The 25,463-nt window shown below is 44.4% G+C and carries 25 protein-coding genes and 1 tRNA gene; 4 read left to right on the forward strand and 22 right to left on the reverse strand.

Going from position 1 to position 25,463, the window contains the following annotated elements; genetic code table 11:
• Positions 1 to 226 precede the first annotated feature (226 nt).
• From lysS to spoIIE, 13 genes are all read right to left on the reverse strand, one after another.
• Positions 227 to 1,711: a lysine--tRNA ligase gene (gene lysS, locus CHH58_RS17600; RefSeq protein WP_095231242.1), complete on the reverse strand. Its 1,485-nt coding sequence runs from the start codon at positions 1,709 to 1,711 to the stop codon at positions 227 to 229.
• Positions 1,712 to 1,899: 188 nt separating this feature from the next.
• A complete protein-coding gene (dusB, locus tag CHH58_RS17605; RefSeq protein ID WP_095262910.1) occupies positions 1,900 to 2,865 on the reverse strand; it encodes a tRNA dihydrouridine synthase DusB in 966 nt (321 codons plus the stop codon).
• 24 nt (positions 2,866 to 2,889) lie between these two features.
• Positions 2,890 to 3,387, reverse strand: a complete 498-nt coding sequence (gene folK / locus CHH58_RS17610) for a 2-amino-4-hydroxy-6-hydroxymethyldihydropteridine diphosphokinase (protein WP_095262911.1) — start codon at positions 3,385 to 3,387, stop codon at positions 2,890 to 2,892.
• A complete protein-coding gene (gene folB, locus CHH58_RS17615) occupies positions 3,384 to 3,746 on the reverse strand; it encodes a dihydroneopterin aldolase (protein ID WP_095231255.1) in 363 nt (120 codons plus the stop codon). The genes folK and folB overlap by 4 nt, the downstream gene beginning before the upstream one ends.
• Positions 3,747 to 3,749: 3 nt before the next feature.
• Positions 3,750 to 4,565, reverse strand: coding sequence for a dihydropteroate synthase (gene folP / locus CHH58_RS17620; protein WP_095233804.1), 816 nt, complete (start codon positions 4,563 to 4,565; stop codon positions 3,750 to 3,752).
• 97 nt (positions 4,566 to 4,662) lie between these two features.
• Positions 4,663 to 5,586: a cysteine synthase A gene (cysK, locus tag CHH58_RS17625; RefSeq protein ID WP_095235303.1), complete on the reverse strand. Its 924-nt coding sequence runs from the start codon at positions 5,584 to 5,586 to the stop codon at positions 4,663 to 4,665.
• A 94-nt stretch (positions 5,587 to 5,680) separates the two neighbouring features.
• The gene (gene hslO / locus CHH58_RS17630) at positions 5,681 to 6,550 is read right to left on the reverse strand and encodes an Hsp33 family molecular chaperone HslO (RefSeq protein WP_095220782.1); all 870 of its coding nucleotides are present in this window, start codon (positions 6,548 to 6,550) and stop codon (positions 5,681 to 5,683) included.
• A 156-nt stretch (positions 6,551 to 6,706) separates the two neighbouring features.
• A complete protein-coding gene (gene ftsH, locus CHH58_RS17635) occupies positions 6,707 to 8,755 on the reverse strand; it encodes an ATP-dependent zinc metalloprotease FtsH (protein WP_095231247.1) in 2,049 nt (682 codons plus the stop codon).
• A gap of 116 nt (positions 8,756 to 8,871) precedes the next feature.
• On the reverse strand, positions 8,872 to 9,423 hold the full coding sequence (gene hpt, locus CHH58_RS17640; protein WP_095224721.1) for a hypoxanthine phosphoribosyltransferase: 552 nt from the start codon (positions 9,421 to 9,423) through the stop codon (positions 8,872 to 8,874).
• Positions 9,416 to 10,834, reverse strand: coding sequence for a tRNA lysidine(34) synthetase TilS (gene tilS, locus CHH58_RS17645; protein ID WP_095262912.1), 1,419 nt, complete (start codon positions 10,832 to 10,834; stop codon positions 9,416 to 9,418). The genes hpt and tilS overlap by 8 nt, the downstream gene beginning before the upstream one ends.
• Positions 10,835 to 10,896: 62 nt before the next feature.
• Positions 10,897 to 11,811 (reverse strand): protein kinase domain-containing protein, encoded by a 915-nt coding sequence (locus CHH58_RS17650; protein WP_095262913.1) that lies wholly within the window; start codon positions 11,809 to 11,811, stop codon positions 10,897 to 10,899.
• Entirely contained in the window at positions 11,792 to 12,526 is a 735-nt protein-coding gene (locus CHH58_RS17655; RefSeq protein WP_095231250.1) for a VWA domain-containing protein, read from the reverse strand. The genes CHH58_RS17650 and CHH58_RS17655 overlap by 20 nt, the downstream gene beginning before the upstream one ends.
• Before the next feature lie 64 nt (positions 12,527 to 12,590).
• A complete protein-coding gene (gene spoIIE, locus CHH58_RS17660) occupies positions 12,591 to 15,047 on the reverse strand; it encodes a stage II sporulation protein E (protein ID WP_095231251.1) in 2,457 nt (818 codons plus the stop codon).
• A gap of 392 nt (positions 15,048 to 15,439) precedes the next feature.
• Here spoIIE and CHH58_RS17665 point away from each other — a divergent pair, with 392 nt between their 5' ends.
• Together CHH58_RS17665 and CHH58_RS17670 are read left to right on the forward strand one after the other, a co-directional pair.
• Entirely contained in the window at positions 15,440 to 15,886 is a 447-nt protein-coding gene (locus CHH58_RS17665; protein ID WP_051748206.1) for a MarR family winged helix-turn-helix transcriptional regulator, read from the forward strand.
• A complete protein-coding gene (locus tag CHH58_RS17670; protein WP_095235299.1) occupies positions 15,883 to 17,385 on the forward strand; it encodes a DHA2 family efflux MFS transporter permease subunit in 1,503 nt (500 codons plus the stop codon). The genes CHH58_RS17665 and CHH58_RS17670 overlap by 4 nt, the downstream gene beginning before the upstream one ends.
• A 36-nt stretch (positions 17,386 to 17,421) precedes the next feature.
• Here CHH58_RS17670 and CHH58_RS17675 read toward each other — a convergent pair whose 3' ends face one another.
• Entirely contained in the window at positions 17,422 to 17,997 is a 576-nt protein-coding gene (locus CHH58_RS17675) for a histidine phosphatase family protein (RefSeq protein ID WP_095231254.1), read from the reverse strand.
• A 129-nt stretch (positions 17,998 to 18,126) separates the two neighbouring features.
• On the opposite strand from CHH58_RS17675, the gene CHH58_RS17680 reads away from it, so the two are divergent.
• Positions 18,127 to 18,200, forward strand: a tRNA-Met gene (locus tag CHH58_RS17680).
• A 134-nt stretch (positions 18,201 to 18,334) separates the two neighbouring features.
• On the opposite strand, the gene CHH58_RS17685 is transcribed toward CHH58_RS17680, so the two are convergent.
• From CHH58_RS17685 to CHH58_RS17715, 7 genes are all read right to left on the reverse strand, one after another.
• Positions 18,335 to 18,751, reverse strand: coding sequence for a S1 domain-containing RNA-binding protein (locus CHH58_RS17685; protein ID WP_038562403.1), 417 nt, complete (start codon positions 18,749 to 18,751; stop codon positions 18,335 to 18,337).
• Between the two features lie 74 nt (positions 18,752 to 18,825).
• The gene (locus CHH58_RS17690; RefSeq protein WP_095231256.1) at positions 18,826 to 19,206 is read right to left on the reverse strand and encodes an FtsB family cell division protein; all 381 of its coding nucleotides are present in this window, start codon (positions 19,204 to 19,206) and stop codon (positions 18,826 to 18,828) included.
• Between the two features lie 7 nt (positions 19,207 to 19,213).
• Positions 19,214 to 19,813 carry a spore cortex biosynthesis protein YabQ gene (gene yabQ / locus CHH58_RS17695; RefSeq protein WP_095261613.1) on the reverse strand — a complete coding sequence of 200 codons (600 nt, stop codon included), beginning with the start codon at positions 19,811 to 19,813 and terminating at the stop codon, positions 19,214 to 19,216.
• Positions 19,810 to 20,097, reverse strand: coding sequence for a sporulation protein YabP (yabP, locus tag CHH58_RS17700; protein ID WP_095231258.1), 288 nt, complete (start codon positions 20,095 to 20,097; stop codon positions 19,810 to 19,812). The genes yabQ and yabP overlap by 4 nt, the downstream gene beginning before the upstream one ends.
• Before the next feature lie 57 nt (positions 20,098 to 20,154).
• Entirely contained in the window at positions 20,155 to 20,412 is a 258-nt protein-coding gene (locus tag CHH58_RS17705; protein WP_038562415.1) for an RNA-binding S4 domain-containing protein, read from the reverse strand.
• A 1-nt stretch (position 20,413) separates the two neighbouring features.
• Positions 20,414 to 21,730 carry a MazG family protein gene (locus tag CHH58_RS17710; RefSeq protein WP_095262914.1) on the reverse strand — a complete coding sequence of 439 codons (1,317 nt, stop codon included), beginning with the start codon at positions 21,728 to 21,730 and terminating at the stop codon, positions 20,414 to 20,416.
• Entirely contained in the window at positions 21,727 to 23,307 is a 1,581-nt protein-coding gene (locus CHH58_RS17715) for a putative polysaccharide biosynthesis protein (protein ID WP_170937686.1), read from the reverse strand. Before CHH58_RS17715 ends, CHH58_RS17710 begins: the two co-directional genes overlap by 4 nt.
• A 125-nt stretch (positions 23,308 to 23,432) precedes the next feature.
• On the opposite strand from CHH58_RS17715, the gene CHH58_RS17720 reads away from it, so the two are divergent.
• Positions 23,433 to 24,647, forward strand: coding sequence for an MFS transporter (locus CHH58_RS17720; protein ID WP_095262916.1), 1,215 nt, complete (start codon positions 23,433 to 23,435; stop codon positions 24,645 to 24,647).
• Here CHH58_RS17720 and CHH58_RS17725 read toward each other — a convergent pair.
• Positions 24,605 to 25,408 carry a helix-turn-helix transcriptional regulator gene (locus tag CHH58_RS17725; protein ID WP_095262917.1) on the reverse strand — a complete coding sequence of 268 codons (804 nt, stop codon included), beginning with the start codon at positions 25,406 to 25,408 and terminating at the stop codon, positions 24,605 to 24,607. The genes CHH58_RS17720 and CHH58_RS17725 overlap by 43 nt on opposite strands.
• Positions 25,409 to 25,463 lie beyond the last annotated feature (55 nt).

Raw genomic sequence — 25,463 nt, forward strand, 5'->3', positions numbered from 1 at the left:
TCGTTGTCAACATGTTTTTTGTTTTTGTTTTTCGTGTTTGCCGCTTCGTTTGAAGCAACTTTAATAATTTACCATGGATGTAATGGCATTGCAATAGTTTTTTTAAAGAAATGTAAAATTTTCTTATAAACTGTTACATAGCATTATCTCTCATTCGTTTGCATTCTATGCAAATGCCTATATAAAGGTGAAAAAGAGAAGGGCAGTATAACCCTTCTCCTTTCTATTAAGAACGATTACGCATCTGCGGGAACAGCAATACATCCCGGATGGACGGAGCATTCGTTAACAGCATGATCAGGCGGTCGATACCGATACCCAATCCACCTGTAGGCGGCATACCATACTCAAGAGACTCTAAGAAGTCCTCATCCATTTCATGCGCTTCGTCGTTACCTTGTTCTTTTTCTTTCATCTGTGCTTCAAAACGCTCACGTTGATCGATTGGATCATTCAGCTCGGAGAATGCATTACCATGCTCTCTTCCTACGATGAATACTTCAAAGCGATCCGTAAAGCGCTCATCCTCTGGGTTCTTCTTCGCAAGCGGAGAAATCTCAACCGGGTGACCGAAGATGAACGTCGGCTGGATAAGTTTGTCCTCTACACGCTGTTCAAAGAATTCATTTACAATATGACCGAACGTCATTGTATCTTTAATATCAATACCATTTTCCTTAGCTAGAGCTTTCGCCTCTTCGTCGCTCATATGCTTCCAGAAGTCAACACCTGTATATTCTTTTACTGCATCTACCATGTGCAGACGTTTCCACTTCGGTTCAAGATTGATTTCATACTCACCATAAGGAATAACAGTTTTTCCAAGTACGTCTTTTGCAACATGTGCAATCAGGTTTTCTGTTAATTCCATGATTGTATCCATATCACCATATGCTTCGTACAATTCAAGCATTGTGAACTCAGGGTTATGGCGTGTTGAAACACCCTCGTTACGGAATACGCGTCCAATTTCGTAAACCTTCTCCAACCCACCAACGATAAGGCGTTTCAGGTGCAGTTCAATTGCTATACGCATATAAAGCGGTATATCCAATGCATTATGATGAGTAATGAATGGACGAGCTGCCGCCCCACCCGGAATGCTGTGCATTAGTGGCGTTTCTACTTCTAAGTATCCGATATCGTCCAAGTAACGGCGGATACTTTGGATGATCTTACTGCGAGTGATGAATGTCTGCTTTGATTCAGGATTTACGATCAAATCAAGGTAGCGTTGACGATAGCGCTGCTCGATGTCAGTCAAACCATGGAATTTATCAGGAAGCGGACGAAGCGCTTTGGAAAGTATATCAAAGGAAGTTGCCTTAACAGAAAGCTCCCCAACGTTTGTTTTGAACATAACACCAGTAACACCGACGATGTCACCTAGGTCGGCACTGCTGAATAGCTCATACGCTTCATCACCAACCTGGTCTTTACGAACATAAAGTTGGATCTGACCGCTCAAGTCCTGCAAGTGAGCAAAACCAGCTTTACCTTTTCCACGTTTAGTCATTAGACGGCCAGCAATTGTTACTTCCGCTTTCTTCTCTTCCAACTCTTCTTTACTGAAAGCATCAAAAGCTGCCACAAGTTCTTCTGTTTGATGTGTGCGCTCAAATCTAGCACCGAACGGATTATAGCCTTGGTTCATAAGCTGTTCCATCTTATCGCGACGCACCTGCATCTGATCGTTTAATTCTTCACTCATCCTGTTCACTCCCATTTCTTCTATATTCATTCTCTATAATGCTAAAAAAAACTGCCAGCTTGACTGGCAGTATCGTTCGTCCTCGTATAATGCAAGGTTTTCCGCATTGCTACCTCGTATTAGTATAGAAAAGCAGCCATGCTGTGTCAATAAAGCACGCCCGATTAAAACATTGCCATAGAAGCTTCCTATTGATCTGCAAAATCGTAAAGCAGATCGGCCATGTCTTCTTTTGTGGTTGTTTCATTAATCAATTTGCGTACTTTCCCAGTACCATCTAACCCTTTCAAATACCAGGCAGCATGCTTTCGCATTTCCATGATCGCTACTCTTTCGCCTTTCAGACGAACTAAGCGTTCCATGTGCAGCACACAAACGTCAATCTTCTCACGCGGTTTTGGCTCGTCCAAAATCTCGCCTGTTTCCAAGTATTGAACAGTTCTATATATCATCCACGGATCTCCAAGAGCAGCTCGTCCGATCATAACTGCGTCAACACCAGTCTCCTCCAATCGCTGCTTTGCAATTTGCGGCGTTGTAATATCGCCATTCCCGATGACAGGAATAGAAACGGATTCTTTCACTTGGCGGATGATATCCCAGTTAGCAAGTCCTTCATAGTGCTGCTCACGTGTACGTCCATGTAATGCGACTGCTGCCGCTCCTGCTTCTTGCAGCGCTTGTGCATTCTCCACAGCATAAATCGTACTGTCGTCCCAGCCTGTACGCATTTTAACAGTTACCGGCTTACCTACTTCTTTTACAACCGCAGATACCATTTCATGAATTTTCTCCGGTTGAAGCAGCCATCGGGAACCTGCCATGTTCTTTGTGATCTTTGGCGCAGGACAGCCCATATTGATATCAATAATGTCAGCTGTCGTATTCTGATCGACGAATTTAGCAGCTTCCACCAGCGTCTCCGGATTAGATCCAAAGATTTGTAAGCTCATTGGCTTTTCCTGTTCATCTATATAAAGCATGTTCATCGTTTTGGCGTTCCGAGTCACGATGCCGTTGTCACTAATCATTTCTGCACATACGATACCAGCTCCGAATTCCTTTACAGTCAATCGGAAAGCTGAGTTACTGATACCAGCCATCGGCGCCAATACCACTCGGTTCTTTATGGTGATATCACCGATATTGAACAACGTCTCTACCTCCCTTTGGTCTTTCTATATATTTAATGAACCCCAGCTTCTAACGCCTTGCACATCCCGGACTGCTAATGTATCCAGCCATTCCTGCACACTTTTACCTTTGAGGAGCAACTCAGGAGCTATCTCAGCTAAAGGCACTAATACAAAAGCTCGTTCATGCATGCGCGGATGGGGAAGGATAAGTTCCTCAACATTCATATTTTCTGTACCATACAGCAAAATGTCAAGGTCCACCGTCCGCGGTCCCCAACGAATAATCCGCTTACGACCTAAATCCTGTTCGATTTTTTGACAGACATGCAGAAGCTCCATTGGCTTCAAGCTTGTTTCCACCTCTGCCACCAAGTTCAGGAACTGATCTTGGTCCTCATACCCTACCGGATCGGTTTCATATACAGTCGATACCTGATTCAATTTTATTTCCGCGTGCTCATTCAGCGTTTGGATAGCCTGCTGTATGTAAGTCTCTCTTGGGGCTATATTTGATCCCAGTGCAATCCACGCCTGTTTCATAGGCGCTCCCGCCGTATTTCCACCGCTACCGATTCATAATGTCCTGCGATTGGAGGATTGGGTTTGATGACCTTCACTGTGCACGCCTCTAACAGAGAGAATGCTGCAAACAATTGCTTGGCAATCTCTTCTGCCACTGCTTCTATTAAATTCTTCGCTCGTCCTTCAACAACATCTTTGATGACCTCAAATGCTTGCCCATAATGAATCGACTGCGTCATATCATCCGATTCGCCAGCTTTACTGAGGTCAAGCTCCAGTACAGCATCTACGAGAAAACGCTGCCCTAGCTTATTCTCTTCCGGAAATAAACCGTGATAGCCGTAGAATTGTAATTGGTTCATATATATTTTATCCATCATTTACTCCTTCCTTACTAACGCGTCCATCATTTTCACAATTCGAGCTGTCTGTTTTACTTCATGTACCCGAACCATATGTATGCCCTTTGTAATACCAAAAGCTGTCGTAGCGGCTGTGCCTTCATCTCGTTGATCAGCAGGCAGATCAAGTACAGTACCGATGAATCGTTTGCGTGATGTACCGAGGAGGACAGGGTAGCCCATTGCCGTGATTTTATCTAACTCACGCATAGCAGCCATATTTTCATCAAAGGACTTAACAAATCCAATACCTGGATCAAGCCATATATCCTGTCGTTTAACACCTGCATCAATAGCTATTTGGATACTTTCCTCCAGATCAGCAATCATATCCGGAAGCAAATCGTTATAATGCGCTTCTTCACGATTATGCATTAAAATGATTGGAACGGCCAAACGCGCTGCTACATTCGCCATATCAGCGTCATACTTCGCTCCCCATATATCATTAATAATCGATGCACCCGCTTCGATAGCTGCTTCTGCCGTCTTCGCCTTGTACGTATCAATAGAAATCGGCAAATCCACCACTTCTCTAATGGCCTGTATTGCTGGTACGACGCGCGCAATTTCTTCATCAGCTGAAACAGGTTCATACCCTGGCCGGGTCGACTCCCCGCCAATATCCAAAATATCCGCTCCCTCAGCTGCAAGCTTTTGTGCTTGTTTAGCAGCAGCTTCTACATTTGCATAACTGCCTCCATCTGAAAAGGAATCAGGCGTCACGTTAATGATCCCCATTACAAGCGTTTGCTTAGAAAGATCATATTCTTTATTGCCTATCATGCGCTTCATATAACGTCAACCTCTCGTTCAATCTATCTTTATAGTGTACACGAATCCATGCATAAAAAAACACCCCTGCTAAGATAGGCAGGGGCTTTCCGTTCAATTAGTCTTCGAATTGGTAAAGTGGAGTAGAGAGGTAGCGCTCACCGTTACTCGGAACAATAGCTAATACTTTTTTACCTGCTCCAAGCTCTTTTGCAACCTTCTTGGCAGCAAAGATGGCAGCTCCTGTAGAAACCCCGCCTAGCAAGCCTTCCTTGGCAGCTGTTTCTCTGGCAGTAGCATACGCTTCATCATTCTCTACTTGAATGATTTCAGAGTAAATATCCGTATCCAGGATTGTTGGAACAAAACCTGCACCAATACCTTGGATTTTATGCGGTCCTGGGTTTCCGCCTGATAGAACAGGAGAGCTTGCCGGTTCAACCGCGATGATGCGGATATCCTTATTCAATTCTTTCAGAACTTGACCTACTCCTGTAATCGTGCCGCCTGTCCCGATTCCAGCTACAAACGCATCAAGGTCGCCACCGAATTCTGCTGCAATCTCCTTACCTGTCGTACGTGCATGAATGGCAGGATTAGCTTCGTTCTTAAACTGCTGTGGCATGAAATAGCCATGTTCCTTTTGCAATTCTTCCGCCTTCTGAATGGCACCTTTCATTCCTTCTGCCCCTGGAGTTAACACTAGTTGAGCTCCATAGGCACGAAGCAGGTTACGTCTTTCCATACTCATCGTATCCGGCATAACAAGAATCGCTTTATAGCCTTTGATAGCTGCCACTAGAGCAAGGCCGATTCCTGTATTACCGCTTGTCGGTTCGATGATTGTGTCACCTAGCTTCAATCTGCCGTTTTCTTCTGCATCTTCAATCATTGCAAGTGCAATCCGATCCTTAACAGATCCGCCTGGGTTCTGGAATTCCAGCTTTACATAAATCTCGGCACTATCACTGTCCGCAGTACGATTAAGCTTAACGATTGGTGTGTTTCCGATCAATTCAGAAATGGATGATGCAATTGCCATGATTATTCCCCCTAATTCCCACTGTTTTAATTGGATTTATTTAACTGTAAGCAAAATAGTGCCAAAAGTCAATCCAAACGAGAGGGCTTCATCTTCACCGAAGCAGTTCTTTTAATTCTTCTTCCGTAAACGTATACGTTTCATTACAGAAGTGGCAATTTGCTTCCGCTCCATGGTCTTCATCGATCATCGCTTGGATCTCTTCGTTCCCAAGACTCTTAATTGCATTCTGGATGCGGTCCTTGGAGCATTGGCAAGTAAAGCTAACCGGCATAGTATCGAGGAATTTAATATTTTCTTCTCCTATTAGCATCTCGAGGATCTGCTCCGGCGTTTTTCCTTCTCTAATTAATGTTGAGATCGGGGCAATAGAGCTGATCCGCTCTTCCAATTGTGTAATGATTGTATCATCAGCTCCCGGCAGCACTTGCAGAATAAATCCACCAGCAGCAAGGATGGTATGATCTGGATTAACCAATACGCCCGCACCTACTGCAGAAGGTACCTGCTCGGAGTTGGCGAAATAATAGGTGAAGTCGTCCCCAATCTCTCCAGAAACAATCGGTACTTGGCCGGTGAACATTTCTTTCAGACCAAGATCCTTCGCTACACTCAATGTTCCGACAGTACCTACAGCACGGGAGACATCAAGTTTTCCGATGGAGTTCAATTCAAAGTCGACATGCGGATTCGTGATATATCCTCTCACTTCACCTTTTGCATTGCTGTCTACAATAATTGGTCCGACTGGTCCGTCGCCTTCAACCTTTACCGTCAGCTTGTCTTCTCCTTTAAGCATCACACCCATCATCGTGCTTATTGTGAGCGTACGTCCAAGCGCTGCCGATGCCGTTGCCCATGTATCGTGACGGCGACGTGCTTCTTCCACTAATTCTGTCGATTGTATCGCATAAGCACGGATATTTCCGTTGAATCCTGTTGCTTTAATTAAATAATCACCCATGAGAGCAATGTCACTCCTTCTATATATATCAACCGTTATCGGCCTATTTTTTCCACAAGGTATTTTTTATCTTATCATAATCCTTCTGGTAAATCCTTTTATATGTTTACTATACCCAAACAGAGAAAAAGGCCTCCTAGAAGGAGACCTTTTCTTTTATGCTTTTGGACGATCATCTGAATCATCATTTGTTCGCGGGTTATCTTCAGGTATACCTGACTGATCCGGCGATTTGGAAACATCTTCATCGATGGCTGTGTCATCGGATGGAGTTACTTCCTTTTCTTCCTGCGGCTGGATTGTGACTGTTACATCATCGTCACTATCCTTCAGCAGGCTGGTTTTCTTATCAGATTTGCTGCGTTCAGCGGCAATCTCATCCTCTGTAGGAAGGCGTCCTTTATCAAACAATGTTTGAATTTGGAAAGCATCTAATGTTTCGATCTCAAGGAGTGTTTGGGCAATAAGCTCAAGCTTCTCTTTGTTTTCAGTAAGAATCTGCTTCGCACGTGCATAACACTGATTGATGAAGTTCTGTACTTCCTGATCGATTTCATAGGCGATTGCATCACTGTATGTTTGTTCATTTTGAATGTCACGGCCGAGGAATACATTACCGCCACTGCTAGTGAACTGCAACGGTCCGATCTTATCACTCATACCGTATTCGGTAACCATTTTACGGGCAATGCCTGTTGCTCGCTGGAAGTCATTATGAGCTCCGGTACTTACTTCACCGAAGATAACCTCTTCTGCTACACGTCCACCGAGCAATCCGGTAATCTTATCAAACAATTCCGGCTTGGTCATGAAATAGCGGTCTTCTCTTGGAAGCATGACCGCATAACCGCCAGCTTGGCCTCGAGGAACGATGGTAACTTTATGCACCATATCTGCATCATCAAGTACCATACCGATAACAGTATGTCCGCTCTCATGGTAAGCAACGATATTACGTTCTTTCTTAGAGATAACTCGGCTTTTCTTCGCAGGACCTGCAATGACACGGTCGATCGCTTCATCAACGTCGTCCATGATAATTTGCTTACGGTCACTTCGTGCAGCTACGAGTGCAGCTTCGTTCAATAGGTTCTCCAAATCTGCTCCGGAGAATCCTGGAGTACGCATCGCGATTGTACGCAGATTGACGGACTCATCAAGCGGTTTGTTGCGGGCATGTACTTTCAAGACTGCCTCACGTCCTATTAGATCAGGACGGTCAACTGTAATCTGACGGTCAAAACGGCCTGGACGAAGAAGGGCTGGGTCAAGAATGTCTGCACGGTTTGTTGCAGCGATGATGATGATGCCTTCATTAGCACCGAAACCATCCATTTCAACAAGCAATTGGTTCAATGTTTGCTCACGCTCATCGTGACCGCCGCCTAAACCGGCTCCACGCTGGCGTCCAACTGCATCAATCTCATCAATAAAGATGATACATGGTGCATTTTTCTTCGCGTTTTCAAACAAATCACGTACACGGGATGCACCGACCCCTACAAACATCTCTACGAAGTCCGAACCACTTATAGAGAAGAACGGCACGCCAGCTTCTCCTGCTACCGCACGAGCAAGCAAAGTTTTACCTGTACCTGGAGGTCCCACTAGAAGGACACCTTTCGGGATACGTGCCCCTACAGCGGAGAATTTGCGTGGATCTTTCAGGAAGTCGACAACTTCGACAAGCTCCTGCTTCTCTTCATCAGCTCCGGCTACATCACGGAACTTCACTTTCTTCTTCTCTTCATTGTACATCTTCGCTTTACTCTTACCGAAGTTCATCACTCGGCTTCCTCCACCTTGTGACTGACTCATGAAGAACAAGAAGATAAGCACAAGCAGTAAGATAGGGAGAAGGGTTGTCAAAAGAGTCTGCCAGAAACTTGGCTGCGGCTCTTCTTCCGTATTCACTTCGACACCTTGATTATCTGCAGCAGCGAGAATATCAGTCATCAGCTGTTCATTCTGAGGTATCTCAGCCTGGAACTGCGTGTTATTCTCCGTCTCGCCTCGTACTGTAATAATATTATTAGTAGGCTGGACGGTCATGCTTTGTATATCACCACTCTCAAGCGTGGTTCTAAACTTGTTAATGTCGTACTGTTCGATTTCGTTCGTCTGATTCTTGAATAAGTTGATCACACCGATAATGACTACAAATATAATTATAACCATTAAGGTATTGCGGAACACTTTGCTCATTGCCTACCTCCTCCCAAACGAGAAAACTATAGTAAATACTACCATATGCAAAACCTGCTATACAACTAAATACCCTTTACCTTATGTAAAAGGAAGATGATCCATACCGGTACTGATTATTCAGTACGGGCGCCGCCATATACTTCCGGTTTTAAAACACCGATATACGGCAAATTACGATACTTCTCCTGATAATCCAAACCATAGCCGACAACGAATTCATTTGGCACACGGAAACCGACCAAGTCCGCCTGGATCTTCGCCGTACGTCCTGAAGGCTTATCAAGAAGCGTGACGATTTTAATCGATTTCGCTTTCCGGTATTTGAACAAATCTACCAGATAGCTCAAAGTAAGACCACTGTCGATGATATCCTCAATGATCAAAAGATCTCTGCCTTCCACTTTCGTATCCAAGTCCTTGACGATTTTTACTTCACCAGAAGATGTCATACCGCCACCGTAGCTGGACACATCCATGAAATCCATCTCCAAATGTGTATCCATATGGCGGAGTACATCGGACATGAATGGAAGGGCGCCTTTCAATACGCCGATAGCAAGCGGGAATGAATCTTTGTATTCCTCTGTAAGCTGCTTGCCGATTTCAGCGCATTTCGCTTCAATCTCTTCCTTCGTTATCAGTACTTTCTCAATCTCATCATGCATTGCTCGGTCCTCCTGTTTGTTCCCCTTTTTTCGCTTGGTAGCACAGACGTAAATAGCTGCCTGATTCTCCTGTTGTTCTGCCTGTTTCCCCTTTTCTTAAACCGATAAGCCATAAAATGGTGCCAGTCGCATCCTCCACAATCGGCCAGTCCCGCCTATTAACAGCCGGAATTTTTTCATCAATGAAAATATCTTTTACTTTTTTGGTCCCTCTCATTCCGCGCAGCTTCATTTTGTCGCCATTTTTCCTTGTACGGACCTGCAAAGGCAAGGTAACATCCGCAATGGGCAATACGAAGTCGTGGGAACCGTTTTCGGTTGAGTGTGGGGTAAAAGAAGCCGTTAATAGAGATCCATCAGGTAACGTGACGCTTCCGGGAGCGTGAAATGTATAGTGGAATAAGTCCTTCGCCTCATTACGGAAAGAAACCGTCAATCGGCTATAGGACTTTGTCAGTTGTAATCCTGCCGGAAAATCTAAAGAGCTGTTTGCTTTAGAGCTAGCTATCAGTTCAAAGAACTGCGCTTCGTGCCGATGGTGCAAGTCCACCGGAAGCGCTTGATACAGATACATCAATATTAGATGATACACTCTTCTTTGTAAAGCAATCGGGTATGTAAGAAATCGTTCTATTTCAAAGGCTATCGCCTGTTTCCCGGCATCATATTCTACCACGTCAGTAAACATCTCCGCTGCCTGTCCTTCCAGATAAGCTTCATCTGCTTTAAGCGCTTCGCTAAAGCGCTGCGCATGCTGATGGAATGTCGGAAATTCTGTTTTTATCGGGTCTAGGACACGATGCCGGAAAAAATTACGCGTGTAATCTACTGTAGCGTTAGAAGGATCGATACGATACGGTATGTCATGCTGTTCACAATATTGTTGAATTTGCGCTTTGCTGCACGATAACATTGGCCGGATGAGTTCTCCGCTAGCGAATGGCCGCGTAATATCCATACCGCTGACTGCAGCAGGATTAGATCCGCGTGCCAGCCGCATCAAAATGGTTTCTGCCTGATCGTCTCCATGATGGGCAAGTAACATAGCATCAGCCTTATAACGATTCATACATTCCTCAAAATAGCGGTAACGCATTTCCCTCGCTGCAACCTGGGTACTTTGCTGATGTTTCTTCTTCCATCCTGGAACATCTAAAGTTACAGATTCTGACACAATTCCCCAATTTTCACATATTTCTTTCACGAATACCGTATCTAATCTAGATTCCTCGCCCCGCAAACCATGGTCGACACTTAAGGCGATGATATGCCAATTTCGCCGCTGCCTCTGTTCCTTCAAGAAATGGAGTAGCGCCATCGAATCCGGTCCGCCAGATACACCTACCAAGATAGTTGTACCTTCCTTCCATAAACCATGTCTGTCCATAAATGCTGTCACAGTCTGTTCCATTTACCGTCATCCTTATGTAGTTGCTGCTTTTATCGTACCACTTATGCAGCAAGACAAAAAGTTTATTGCAGCAGATAAAGCACATAGCAGGCGATACCATAGAAACTTAACACTACGCACTCGCCCAAACCCGCCTTGCGTCGATTGCTCTTCGCTACTCGGGAAGGGGTTGCTGCAGAAGCAGGAGCCTTGTTCTTCATAAGATGCTTCACCAGATCCTGTTTCATTGCAGTGGCGGTAGTATACTTGCCTGACAATGCCTTCTCCAAAATGGGCCGTAGTTTTTCAGCACGGGAGAGCGCCTTTCGTATAGTGGATTTCGGCGTGTCTCCTTTTGGAAATCTTCCGCCATTCATTATTTCCAAGGCTGTCATAGCAAGAGCGAATAAATCATATGTGGGTTCTGCTTTCCTGCTTCCCATACCCCAGTGGCCACGGTCATAAAACTCGGTATATTCCTTAATTGAACGGCCTAATTGGGTTGTTCCTCCTACATCTACCCATCGGAGCCGGACAGGATTTTCACTGACTACCAGATTATCTAGCTTCAAATCACCAAAAACCCATCCTGCCTGATGGAGATAATCCAGATCCTCCAGCAGACTCAGCAGCAATACCGGAAGCCACTCCACTCCTCTAGCCTTTATGTATGTATCAAGTCTGCTTCCCTGGATATACTCCATCACATAAAAGGTATACAGCTGGCCGCTCGGACTAACATAGTCATCTGTATCAAACAAACAAGGTCCTAGGAAATGTCCCCGGACCTTTTTCAGCGATTGCAGTACGTTCATTTCCATCGTCATCGAGGTACGCTTATCACTGATTTTCAAGGCGGCATCGACGCCGTTTCTTTTTGTCAGATAAACAGTGCCGATTGCACCGCTGCCAAGTTTTCGTATCAGTGGATAGTTTCCATTATGCCATTTGCCCGTTAAACGGATGCCTGCATGTAAATCAGCTGCCGAATTCTTCATATTCGGTAATCCCGTCTGTACGCTTTGGCAGTGATTGGCGGCTGAATTCATGAATTGCTTCCCGCAGCGCAGGCCCTGTCGGCGTGACTCCGCCTGTAGCAAGCTTCGGGAATACAGAAGACACGTTTTCCAGGCGCTCTGTCCACTCCATTACTTTGACAGCAGGGTCCCTTTTCCCCGGGAAACCAAGTATGGCAAACTTGTTGTTGCCAAGACGTGCATTCATACTAATCGAAAGATCGATTAATGCTTCTTTCACGACAGGAAGCTTATGGTGCATGCTGGCACTTGTATCTACAAGTATAAGCACTTCCAGATTAGCCGTTTCACTTATCTCTTCAACGACCTCTAGTACATCTCCTCTTTTTTCCGGCGGCAAATCGTCCAATGTATTACCTGGGCCCAAGATTTGCTTTAGTTCCCGATTAACGACCCCCTCGATCGTTTGGGTCATTGCCTGTTTTGTTACCATTTGGACTGTCTCTGTCAAAGCTTGCTTATAGATTAACTGACTGACACCGCCTCCAGCTTTTGCAATATTCTCCACTTCATCGAGGCTAAGTGAATGTTCCGTATGTCCTTCTTCCAGAATACCGATTACATTTACCGTAATATGTTGGGCATTAGCCAAGGCAGCGACCGCTGCTGGGTCTTCGCCGCGGTTGGAGCATCCATCTGTGATCAGCAGGATCTGTTTCAGCGTACTCGGTTTCATCGTTATCCCTCTTCTCCATTCGTTATCTCCATCATCGACGGGAAAGAGAGATAATATACGTTCGCTATGCCTCCTTCACTTTGTTTTTATAAGTAGGAATGGATGCCCAATCCGGCATGTTGCGATCAATTGCTGCCACCATGACTGTCATATCATCCTCTATCTCTCCTGCCTGGCGAACAACCTCTTCCAGGAGCAGATCAGCCATTTCCTGCGGCACGGTAGTCTTCATTTCCTTGATCTTTCGTTTCAGCCATATATCCATGTTCTCAACGTGCCGCGGGGCTTCGAAAATTCCGTCACTCATCATGACGAGCAAGTCCCCTGGCTGGAGCTGCTCCTGGACGACGTCCACCTCCAGATCCTGTACAATGCCGATCGGTAAGTTACCAGACTCTATTTTAAGGACCTGATCACCGCGCTTGATGAAGCTTGGTGTCGATCCGATCTTAAGGAATTGGACTGCTGCGTCATGCAAATCAATGACTGCAAGATCCAATGTTGCGAATATCTCTTCGTTGGAGCGAAGCGAGAGGATCGAATTGATTGATTTGATTGCCACTTCTTCTCTGATTCCTGACTGCAGAATCTGCTGAAGCAGCCGTAATGTCTCGGTGCTTTCCTCATGTGCTCTGTCTCCATTGCCCATACCATCACTAATTGCAATCGCGTACTTGCCCGCCCCTAGTTCGATCGTGGAAAAACTGTCTCCCGACACGAACCCCCCACCTTTTGCCGCATGTGCAACACCTGTATCCACAACGAATTTCTTAATAGAAGAGAACGCTAGGAAACAGGACTTATCCGGAAACGGCGCTATTTCTTCCTTCGTTACGACGACAGTCTCCCCCAGAATGTCGGATAAAATAGGGCCAATCAGCTTCTGCCCCTCGCCATGATATCCTTGTATGGATACATACATCTCAATATCGATGCTCCCTTTAGTCAGGGCGAATACATCCAGCTTGTCCACGACTAAGCCAGCCGCCCGCAAAGCAGCCATCATCTCTACCTCTTGATGTTCATGATTCTCCTTTTCCTTAACGATTTCTTTTGCAAAGTCACCCATTACCTCAGATACACCGTTAAGCTGATCGGCGACAAAGCGGCGGCTTTCCTGCACTTGCCGTCGCAGCATCTGATTAGCTTGATGGAAACTCAGCTCATGCTTCATCGTTTCAATCACTTTCTTTGATTTGACACAGTGGGATTCCAGATTCCGCTCTAGCAGCTTATTCGGCGGTCCTCCATCCTCCATATCCTCCTTAAGACTCTCCATTAATTGATAGGTACGATCAAACTGCTGCGCCCCCCAGCAGCGATCTTTTTTAAAGCACAACTGACACGTCTGTTCTGTAACATTGCCAAGCAGAAAATCAGTCTCTCGATTCCGCACATCTTCTGCAGCCCGATCAGGCGTGGCGAAGCTTTTCGCTAATGCATCGAAAACATTGGAGAACTGCTGCACACGATTAGCCGTAACATCGCGTACTTTTTGCAGATATTGCTCCTGTTCTTGGGCTTGCTCAGTAGTACCAGGAACGAAGCGGGACATACGCCGGATCCAGCTGTCCGGCGTCAAAACGAGCAGCAGAATACTAATAGCCGATGCAAGCAAGGATGGATACACCTCCTGCATACCTTGCTCCTGCCCATAAACACCGATAAGTAAAGTACCTATTATGAGACCTATGCTCACCCCAAATTTCTTCCCATCCTTTAATAAGCCGCCAAGCAAACCAGCAAAGGCTAATAGACTCATTTCATAGAGGCTGGCGACATTGGCAAGACTGAGGATCAAGCCGGCAACCACACCAACAGTCGACCCCATTGCCGCACCGCCGATCAAAGCCAGCAGCAAAACAAAGTAGCGGGAGAATATCTGTTCAACACCGGCCCCTTGTATTTGCCAGCCGATCGTGCCGGTCAGTACCGAGGCGAGCAAAATGATCAAGCAGACTATCTCTTCATTCTTTAATGCCGGATAATATCTTTTAATGGATAATAACGGAATGCTTTGCATAAAGATGATAAAGAGTACAGAACCAAGAATTCCTTCGACACCGATCATCATCCAGTCAAAGCTGGACAAGGTACTTTCATAAGAGAGTGCCAGCATCCTCGGGAGGGAACTTGCCAGAAAGACGAGTACAGCCATGACCCGAATTTGATGCGGTATCCTTTTACAAAGCAGAGCTAAGAAGTAAAGGACGAATGCAGCACCTGCTATATAAAGACCATGTGACCAATGATAGGTACTTGCTCCAGCGACTGTTGCCAATGTGATCTGCACCATCCTTTTCCTTCTTGTCAGCCAGATGGATGCCAGAAATGCTACAGCAAATGGGGAAACAGTAGTCAGTACTACAGCCCGTCCAAGTAAGAAGCCTACTAAAGCCAAAAGCCATGCTTTCTCTATTAATAGAAGTTTCGCCAGATCGAACCCCTTCTTCTTCCAATTTTCCAACCGCTTCTGCTCCACTCCATAGATGCCCCATTTCTTTCTTGATACTGTCTCCATTTCATTGAACACTCCTATCCTCATATTTACCGAGGGTCTGTGTACATACTATGGTAATCCCCGGGACAAACTCTTATTTGAATATAGTCATTTAACCACATCCCGCATTCACAATTTGTCAAAAGAACCGAGCATGACCTTAAAACATTTCGACTTAATCCCATACCTTCTCACCGGCTTCAACACAGCTTGGACAGCATAAGCTTTTTTGCGGCAATTTTCCCTGTCGTAATAGGCTCGGGTTCCGTAAGTCTTGTCAGAAAACTTTTATTTTTTATAGGAAGCGTTTTCCATAAAACTTCGATATTGCTTTTTTTAAAAAGAGGAGTAGAATAGTTCCTACTGAAACAGTTCGCATGCGAACTATTTTTTTTGTTGAGGGGATGACAACTTTGACTGATGAGGAAAAAATCAGCCAAGTGATCCAATCGTTTCGATGTCTGAATCAAGCTTTCCACAAGCAATTTTGGCATAATGCTGATCAATTGGGTGTGACTGTCGTTCAGCTGCACATCCTTAAAGTATTAGCGGACGAGCCTGGAACTGGCTTGAACGATCTTGCCCATAAGGTGAATGCGAGCAAGAGTACAGTAAGCGAAACGGTGGAAAGGCTTGTACAAGCTGAATTGGTGAAACGAGAGCGCTCGACACACGACCGCCGCGCAATCGTTCTGTCACTAACTCCAAAGGGACTGGAGCAGAAAAAGACAGCCTACCGAACCTATTTGCAAAGATTGGGGAACATTTCAGACTTCAGCACGGAAGAAGTTGAGACATTATTGTCTCTTCACAGCCGTTTGCTACAAAAGATAACAACTCAAGGAGATGAAACAACATGAAAGATCGTTCCGCCTATGTTAGTCCGGAAACGTTAACCAGAGGTCCGATCGTCGCCATCTTGGTTCTAGGTGCATTCGTAGCTATCCTAAACCAGACACTTATGAACATTGCATTACCTGTCATGATGGTAGATTTGGACATAGAAGAAAATTCAGCTCAATGGCTGACAACAGCATTTATGCTCGTAAACGGTATTTTAATTCCGATTACCGCTTTCTTTATGGAAAGATTCACAACTCGTAAGCTATTTATCACTGCAATGAGCCTGTTCGCAATCGGAACACTTATTTGTGGAGTCGGACCTGACTTTACAACAATCTTAATCGGCCGTATTGTACAAGCAGCCGGCGCTGGTATCATGATGCCTTTACTATTTAATACTGTATTGAGCTTGTACCCAATTGAAAAACGAGGCAGCGCAATGGGTGTCATCGGTCTAGCGATGATGTTCGCACCTGCAATCGGACCTACACTTTCAGGTTTTGTAGTCGAGCACGTATCATGGAGATGGTTATTCTTCATTATCTTGCCAATTGCTATCATCGATATCATTCTTGCAGTATTCATCCTGCGAAATGTAACGAAAACACAGAAATCATCTGTTGATGTCTTATCCGTCATCCTGTCTACTATCGGATTTGGTGGCTTGCTGTATGGCTTTAGTGTTGCCGGAGATAAAGGCTGGGATTCCGCACCGGTTATCACTACACTTGTAGTCGGTGGTATATCCTTACTCATCTTTATCATCCGACAATTGACAATCAAAAAACCAATGCTCGAGTTCCGTGTATTCAAATACTGGATGTTCTCTTTATCGACTACAATCAACGTCGTTATTACAATGGCTATGTTTGCAGCGATGCTATTGATTCCGATTTTCACACAGAATATGCTTGGTTATTCACCGCTTAAATCAGGTCTATTGCTATTGCCTGGTGCACTAGTTTCTGCGATCATGTCGCCGATTACTGGTAAATTGTTTGATAAGATTGGTGCTCGCCCGCTTGCATTGATCGGACTATTGATTACAACAATCACAACCTACTTCCTAAGTACGTTGACTATTGATACAACTTACACGTATATGATGACTGTCTATACTTTCCGTATGATCGGTGTATCTATGGTTATGATGCCAATCATGACAGCTGGTTTGAATCAGCTTCCTAAACGGTATTACGCTCACGGTACAGCAATGGCGAACACACTTCGTCAAATGGCCGGTGCAATCGGTACTGCATTGCTAGTTACAGTGTTCTCTACTCAATCAAAAGATCACGTTACAGACCTAATTACGTCTGGTACACCACAGCAGCAAGCAACATTGCTTGGTTCCATCGAAGGTATCAACGATGCTTTCTGGATTGCAACGCTTATCGCAGCAGTTGGTTTCATCCTTTCCTTCTTCCTGAAAAAGGTTCGTCCTGCAGATGAGATTGAACAGGAACAATCAACAGCTAATACAACACCAGTCGGAAAACCTTCCGAAACGAATTAATAGAAAAACCTGCATCCATAATGGATGCAGGTTTTTTTATATATTAGCCAGATGTTCGGAAAGGTTATAATCATGTACTTTCCACTTTTCCTCGATAAACTGAATATTGCTCAAGCAAGCGTTAACTAAATGTGTGTTCTCTGTATCAATTTCTCCATTAGAAATAGTAGATAGGATTGCCGATATCACGGCCCCATGACAAACGAGCAGCACCTTCTTATCACCATACTTCGCATTCACATCCTGCAAAGCCAGCATAACCCGTTTCACTAGGTCCTCCCATGATTCCATACCAGGGAAGTCCCAGCTAGGATACTTTGCCTCCCGCTCTGCCCGCGTCAATCCCTCTGCCTCACCAAAACCTCTTTCGACGAAACCTTCCATCTCTACAAGCGGCAGCTGTAATGCTTCATTAAGAATATCTGCTGTCTTTCTGGCCCGTTTCATCGGACTTGCTACAATCAGGTCAAAATCACTTCCGGCAAGAAAATCACGGGTAGCCTGCGCCTGTCTTATTCCTCTTTCATTCAGCGGTATATCTGTGCTTCCTTGTACTTTTCCTAGCTTATTCCAATCCGTTTCTCCATGCCTGACAAGACAAATCATCCTGATCCCCTCCCCTAATCTATAGTCCTACTATACCGTATTTTTCCTGCCAGAAGGTATCGATAAATTTATTGTTGACATATAGTCCAGGCTATTGTATTATATTCCTTGTGCTTCTAAACAATTCATTTATATGGCGGTGTAGCTCAGCTGGCTAGAGCGTACGGTTCATACCCGTGAGGTCGGGGGTTCGATCCCCTCCGCCGCTATCTCAAAACAAGGAATGCAATTTGCATTCCTTGTTTTTTTGTGTATAAAAAATCGGATGCTTTTCAGCATCCGATTAATCATTTTATATCTTAAGATTTGCATTTTATCAAATCCCAATATATAGACAGCAAGTTTAACCTTTTTTAGCGCCTCTGCCACCACGTTTTGATTCTGTGTGTTTCTTAAGGGACGCAAGACGGTCCTCTGAATCCTTCAAGAAGCGATTCATTTTTGCCTCAAAATTCTCGGGGCGCTCACGATGACCGCCGCCATGTCCGGAACCTCTATTGTTATTATTACGACGTGCTGGTGGCGGATTATCTTTCGCTTTCTTGATTGAAAGTCCAATTTTTCCGTCCTTCTCATTAATAACCTTGACTGTGATCATATCACCAACAGACAAATGTTCATTAATGTCTTTCACGTAATTATCGGCAACTTCACTAATATGCACTAGACCAGTAGAACCTCCTGGCAATTCTACGAATGCTCCGAAATTAGTGATTCCCGTTACCTTACCCTGATACTTGCTGCCTACTTCAATTGACATAAAAAAAATGCTCCTCCTTAAAGTTTGAAAGAAATATACTTCTTATATATTATATAAAAGCTTGGAAAAGGGTGTCAATAAGAGGGTTCCTCTTCGGTGATTTTAAAAATGGTTTCACCGTCTTTTGAGTAGAAATAGTTCGTTCTGGCGATTTCCAGGACATAACTCTTATCGTTCAAAAGTTCGATTTCCTCCTTAAGATCCTCTTCCTTCTTTTTCAAGCTGGCTAACTCTTCCTGCTTCTCTTCATATTCTGTCTGCTTAGAAGCATAAACATCACGCTGATGAATATGATAACCTACCATTAAACCAAGCAGAACAACTGCAAAAGCGGCGAACAAGATCAAACGCCGAAAGAGTCTTTTCTGTTTTTTCCGCTGCCGTTCTGTATATGCATCGTATTGTCTCGTGTAGCTGGACTCCATCTTCGTTACATTTCGTTTCTTTCTTGCCACGCCATTTTTACCTCCTTGCTCTGCGCAGTGAATCAAGTGCTTTCTTTGCTATATTCTTCATTTTACTATAGATACCTGCTAATTTGGAGTAAATTTTTCGGTACTTTTTTGGCGTCATTCTCCACACTATACGCCCGATCAGGCGTATAGGATAGAATAGAATTACTAGAACCAACCTTATCAATCTCCATAAAAGCGTCACTACTCCTCCTATCAGCAGCAGGAGCCCTTGGAGCAACAAACGGATTGGTGTCAGGATAAGTACCTGTAAAATCCGCCTAACGATCAGGATGGTCCGCCGGATGACACGGATAAGCCATTCGAGCACCCGCCGATAGCTTGTCTGGAACAAAGCTCTATATCCTGCAAATCCACATAACAAAGCTAAAAGAATATAAAAGCGCATTTCCCCCTGATTCACTTGAAACAGCAGGAAAAATAAGAGCAAAGTCTGCAGCAGCCAAAAGCCGCATTCCATGATGTAACGCATAAAAACTTGCTTTTTCCAGTGTCGTTCGAATCGGCGGAACGTATCCATGGCTGCACCAAGATAGACCCCGCCGGCAATCATCGACACGATGGTTAGGAATTGGACAGTGAGCGTCATTTGAAGAGCTTGCTAAAGATTCCTTTAGCCTTTTCCCCATTATGCTCATCCAAATAGGATAGCTCTTGGATTTTGCCTTTGATTGATACCTTCCCCTCCTGCAGATCAAGGTTCTTCATATGCAGGTTGCTCCCGCGAATGATCATATAGCCCATCTCAGTCTGGAGCAGGAATTCTTCGCTATCGAAGCTGTCCACTTCCTTCACACCGCTGATCTCGAGCTCTTTCCGATTGAACATCTTTATATCATGATCCGCTTGGGTTTTCCGGGTTTGATCCATCATTACCGCCTCCCTTTATCCCTAACAATCTATGAAGAAAGGGACAAGGTTAGAACGGGTTTATTGTACAGGCTCTTCCTTTTTCACTGTGTACAGTGTCGCAGCATCTTCCTTCTTAACTGCTTCCTTCAGCTGCTGTACTTCGATCGTTAGCAGCTTCTGACCGAAGCGGATCGCCATCTCATCTCCAACCGCTACATTCGTTGAAGCCTTCGCCTGGACGCCGTTGATCGTTATACGGCCTTGGTCGGCCACTTCTTTTGCCAATGTCCGGCGTTTGATCAAGCGTGAGACTTTTAGAAATTTATCTAAACGCATATTATTCACTTCCCTCATCCGTACTTTTCTTACCCTCTATTACTTGATGCAACGCAATTTCTGGATTTATTTTATAATAGCCCGCATATGAAGCAATAGCAAACAGAAGCTCTCCAACGACTTTTTCATCCACCTCTGCCTCTGATGCCCTTCTGCTAAACTCAGCCAGCAGCTGCGCCAAATTAGATGGAGAAGGTTTCTGCTTGCCAATCTCTGCTGCTTTCATCAGCTCCGGCTGCAATGATTCTTCATCCTGCTCAGGAACATACTCTGCCTTTTCTTCCTGCTTAATAGCTTCCCAGCTCTTGCTCAGCTCTTCTTCTGTTTCCAAGACTGCCTCTCCGAACACATGCGGATGACGGCGAATCATCTTTTCGGTTACACTTCGAATGACGTCTTCAATAGAGAAATAACCATCATCTTCACCGATCTGACTGTGCAGCATAACCTGGAGCAGTACATCTCCGAGTTCCTCGATAAGATTCTCATCATCATCCTTATTGATAGCATCAATCAGTTCGTAAGCCTCTTCGATCAAGTATCGGCGTAAAGATTCATGTGTTTGCTTTTGATCCCATGGACAGCCGCCAGGACCTCGCAGTGTCTGGATAACCTCACGTAATCTGTAGAATTTGTGGTTCATCTCCAGGGAGACTGCTGGTGGTACATACACACTCATCAAGTTACTGAATTCTACACTCCTGTCCAAGTCCTCCAGCATTACAGTTTTGATACTCTCATCCGAGCTGCCTACTGCGTCTACAATCGTAATCGGATATTCCGGCGGTAAATCTTCCAATAACTCCAGTTTTACTTCCGAAGCAACCATTTGGTCATATACCTGACAGAAGATGAGGTGTTGTCTGTATTCCAGCTCATCACGTTTGAACGATGTGGCATCAACGAACTGAAAACCATCAATCGGATCAATTCTCAGTGCAGAGAATAAATCATCTAAAAAGCTCTGTCCTCCAATAATCTTAACGTCCACTTCTTGTTGAGCCAATAGCAGCTGAACGGTCATTTCAGCCAGCATCGGATGACCCGGAACCGCATAAATCAACGAACCTTTCTCAGCTTGCCGGAATAAACTGTTAGCTATCTCTTCATAAACCGATTGAAAATCTGGATAATTTTCGTAAATTTTGTCATAGGAATGGAACTCCACCCCTTCTTCCTCCAGTGTTCTGACAACAGGATGATCCTTCGTTCTTACAAAGATAGGCTCACCATGTTCTTTTAATTTCTTATATATTCCTAGTGACAACTGATTTATATCACCACCACCAAGACCGACAACTTCAATTGTATGTTTCATTTTTCTTTTCTCCCTTCCAAGCGCGGTAAGTGTTTGCTGAACGGCAACGATTCTAACTCTACCCGATTGAATGCTCCTGTCTTAATCAAAGTAATTCCATACAATAAAGCACCTACGATGACCGCAAACAATACATACCCTAATAACAAAATTCGTGTTTTCACGTGAAACAATTCGACGGCAGCTACATATAAAAGTCCGACAGCGACAAGCATGGACAGTAATCCGACAAATAGACTTTTCCATGGAAGCTGAAATAATTTAATCTCCGGCAGATAGCGTTTAAGTAAATACATATTGCAAGCTAATATGCATGCCACAGTAATGACAGTCGCCAATGATGCGCCCATGATCCCATAGATCGGAACAAGCCATTCATTCAAAAACCACTTTAGTAGAAAACCAGCTGCGATTATAGCAGCTGTTTGCTTCCATTTTCCTAAAGTCTCTAACATCGAAGCTGTCGTCAATGTGAGCGAACAAACAAAGATCGTCAGCGTAAATACCTGCAAAGAATATGTACCGACATCATCCTTAAACAGTAGTTCGTTGACTAGCGGAAACAGAGTGACCAATCCAGCTGTTGCTGCGATTGATAACAGGAAGCTGAGCTTCCACCCGCTATGCAGCAAATGAACAACAGCGGTCTTCTCACTTATCAGCTGATTCTTCGTTATGGAAGGCACGAATGCTAATGCTAGAGAGGAACCGACGACGATGCCTAATTGGACTAGCGGCTGTCCTCGATCATATATCCCTTTCCATTCACGTGCTTCATCCAAACTCAAACCATGATCCAGCAATCCGGAAACAAGCGTGAAAGCATCGGCAAACTGCAATAACAGCAGTAGCATATAGTTTAGACAAATAAAAAGGCCGTATACGAGGATCGTCTTTATGATATATCCCCACGGAAGGCTCTGCTCTACCGATGAAATAATCGGCTCTTTCCTCATATAAAGGCAAAGTACTACGATACCAAAGCATGCCCCTACTAAAGATGCCAGTGCGGCTTTAGCTCCTATGTCGTACAAATCACTCCCTGAACGGACAAGCAGGAAAGTGACGGCAAGAATTAAACCTACACGGACAAGCTGCTCCACTACTTGTGAAACAGCTGTCGGCGTCATATTCTGCTTCCCTTGATAAACACCTCGCAGAATCGAAGTAAATGGCACTGCCAAGAAAATGAAAGCCGCTGCTTGAAGTGGTTTCTCCAAAGCTGTATCACCCATCAGTCCAGCTATTTGCGGTGCTAGCATATACAGCAAAGCAAATGTAATCACAGCCAGTCCGAGCAAGAAAATCCCTATTGGTAAATAAAACGAACGAAGAGACGGTGATGTGCTTCGGTACCGATCAGCAACTAGCCTGGACACTGCTGCCGGAATACCGTATAGAGCCAGACTTGCTGCTATCCCAAGGAATGGATACACCTGCTGATAGATATAGAATCCCTTATCTCCTACTATATTTTGAAACGGGACTCGATAGCCCGCACTTAAAACCTTACTGATCAAACCAGCGACAGCCAGCACAAAAGCACCATGAAACAGCCGCTTCATCCCTAACCCCATCCGATGATTCCTCCAAACTTTTCCTATTGGGATTATACCATATAGCATATCCTGCTTTAACTTTGAGCAAGATTCAATACGACTTGTCCTCGTTAAAGAAATATGCTGGATAAGAGGTGAACAGCATGTATAAGGAAGTTATCAAAAATAAAAAAGCAGTCTATTACTTTTCAGGAGGCGCAGTATCCCAAATCGGTGATATTTTATCAGGATTAGCCTTTCTGTTTCTCGCTTATCGTTTGACTGGGTCCAGTATCCATACAACAATTGTTGCCATTGCAGAAACTACGCCATACCTTCTTTTTGGATTATTCGGCGGAGCTTTGGCAGACCACATCAATAGAAGAAATCTGATGGTAATCATTGACCTATTAAGACTGATTATCCTTACTATAATCATCATTCTCTACATACAGGATTGGTTAACCTACCCTCATCTTCTTGTTGGAAGTTTCCTGCTTCAGTGCTGTGGATGTTTTTTTAATCCGGCTCACCGAGCTGTGCTCCCTGAGATAATCCCAGAAGAGAAACTGTCTACTGCCAATAGTGCCTGGGACACAATTCAACGTACTGCTTCCTTAATTGGTCCGATACTCGCAGCTTGGCTGCTAGCGAGTGCTGATATTATCTACTTTTTTGTAATAGATGCAGCTTCCTACGCTATCAGTGCTCTTTGCCTTTCTCGATTGCCGACTATGCCTCCGACTAGTAAGGAAGGCCGGCTGTCTATCGTATCCCTTTATAAATCTGTATTCGATTTCTTTAAATGGATAAATAAGAAGCCCGCCCTCATGCATCTATACATTACTACCTTTTTCGTTGTCTTTTTCAACACTTGGGTATGGCAGGTTGGCATATTGCTTGCGTTCGAGGAAATCACACAAAATGGAGAATCTTGGTATAACGCACTTCAAATCGTATATGGCGTCGGGGCAACAATAATAAGCATTCTAATTCCGCTACTGATAAAAAGACTGGAAATGAAAAAATATATTCTAGGATGCGTTATATGGGGTTCTGGAATCAGCATAATCGGTTCTGCTTACATGGTACCCTTCTTCTTTGTCGGCGCTATCCTTATCGGTATAGGTCTTCCTATAAGCAGCCTAACCAGGGTATATCTTATACAGACCCATGTACCAAAAGTGATGCTGGGAAGGGCATTCAGCTCTAATGCTGTACTCCTGTATGCAGCAAATACGCTGTCACTAGCACTTTATGCCGGCTTATTACCCTTCCTATCCATTCGCAGCCTCATCCTGGTAAGCGGAACAGGTATATTAGTAATTGTTTGTTTTTATATGTTAGGTATGTTTTTCCGAAAAAGACCGGGAGTCTGACCGTAGATACGCCTGAATACTGCGTGGTAAGAAGATACATTCTTAAAGCCTACTTGCATGGCGATGGAAAGGATGGAATCATCAGTTTGACGAAGCAGCTTCTGGCTTTGGATAACACGATATATTTGAAGCCAGCTATAAGGCGACAGACCCGTTTCCTTTTTAAAAAGATGACTGAATTGATATTTCCCTAACTGCGTCAGCTGCACCATGTTGTCCAATGTCCAGTCTTGCTGATAACTTTGTTTTAAAGCATCCAGAACGACGTGCACGGTTGGTTCATACCCTTTAATGTCCCACTTATCAATATGAGATCCTGGAACAAGGCGGAGCAGAACCATCGCAATCTGGATCCAGCTGTTCTCCAGCCATAGAGCTCTTTCCTTTTCTGTAGCTGCCATTCTCCAATATAGATGAGTCGTGGAAAACCATTGCTGAAGAAGTGGGTGTTTACATACCACTAAAGCAAACATAGGATCAACCGTACTTCCGCTTAGTTCCTCTGCTAACTCTGTTACAAAAGCTGGCTGCAATTCAACAATCCATTTTTCCGACGTATGGCGGAGCTGTTTATGTATCTCATGCGGATTAAGGAGCATAGCCTCACCATCAGACAGTTCCATATTATGTTTCTGAAATCGGTAGGCGGCTTGACCGCTAGGGCTGAAAATCAATTTATACGTATTATCATCCCGCCAGTTTCTTTCACCGAGCATTGTTGTCCGGTTCAATAAGAGACCATTTGTGTGCTCCTCTATCATAAGCTCTCCTCCTCTTTTGGATTAGCTTAGCATAAAAAGAATCCCGCAACATAAT

The sequence above is a fragment of the Terribacillus saccharophilus genome, assembly GCF_002272745.1.
GTDB classification, from domain to species: Bacteria; Bacillota; Bacilli; order Bacillales; family Amphibacillaceae; genus Terribacillus; species Terribacillus saccharophilus_B.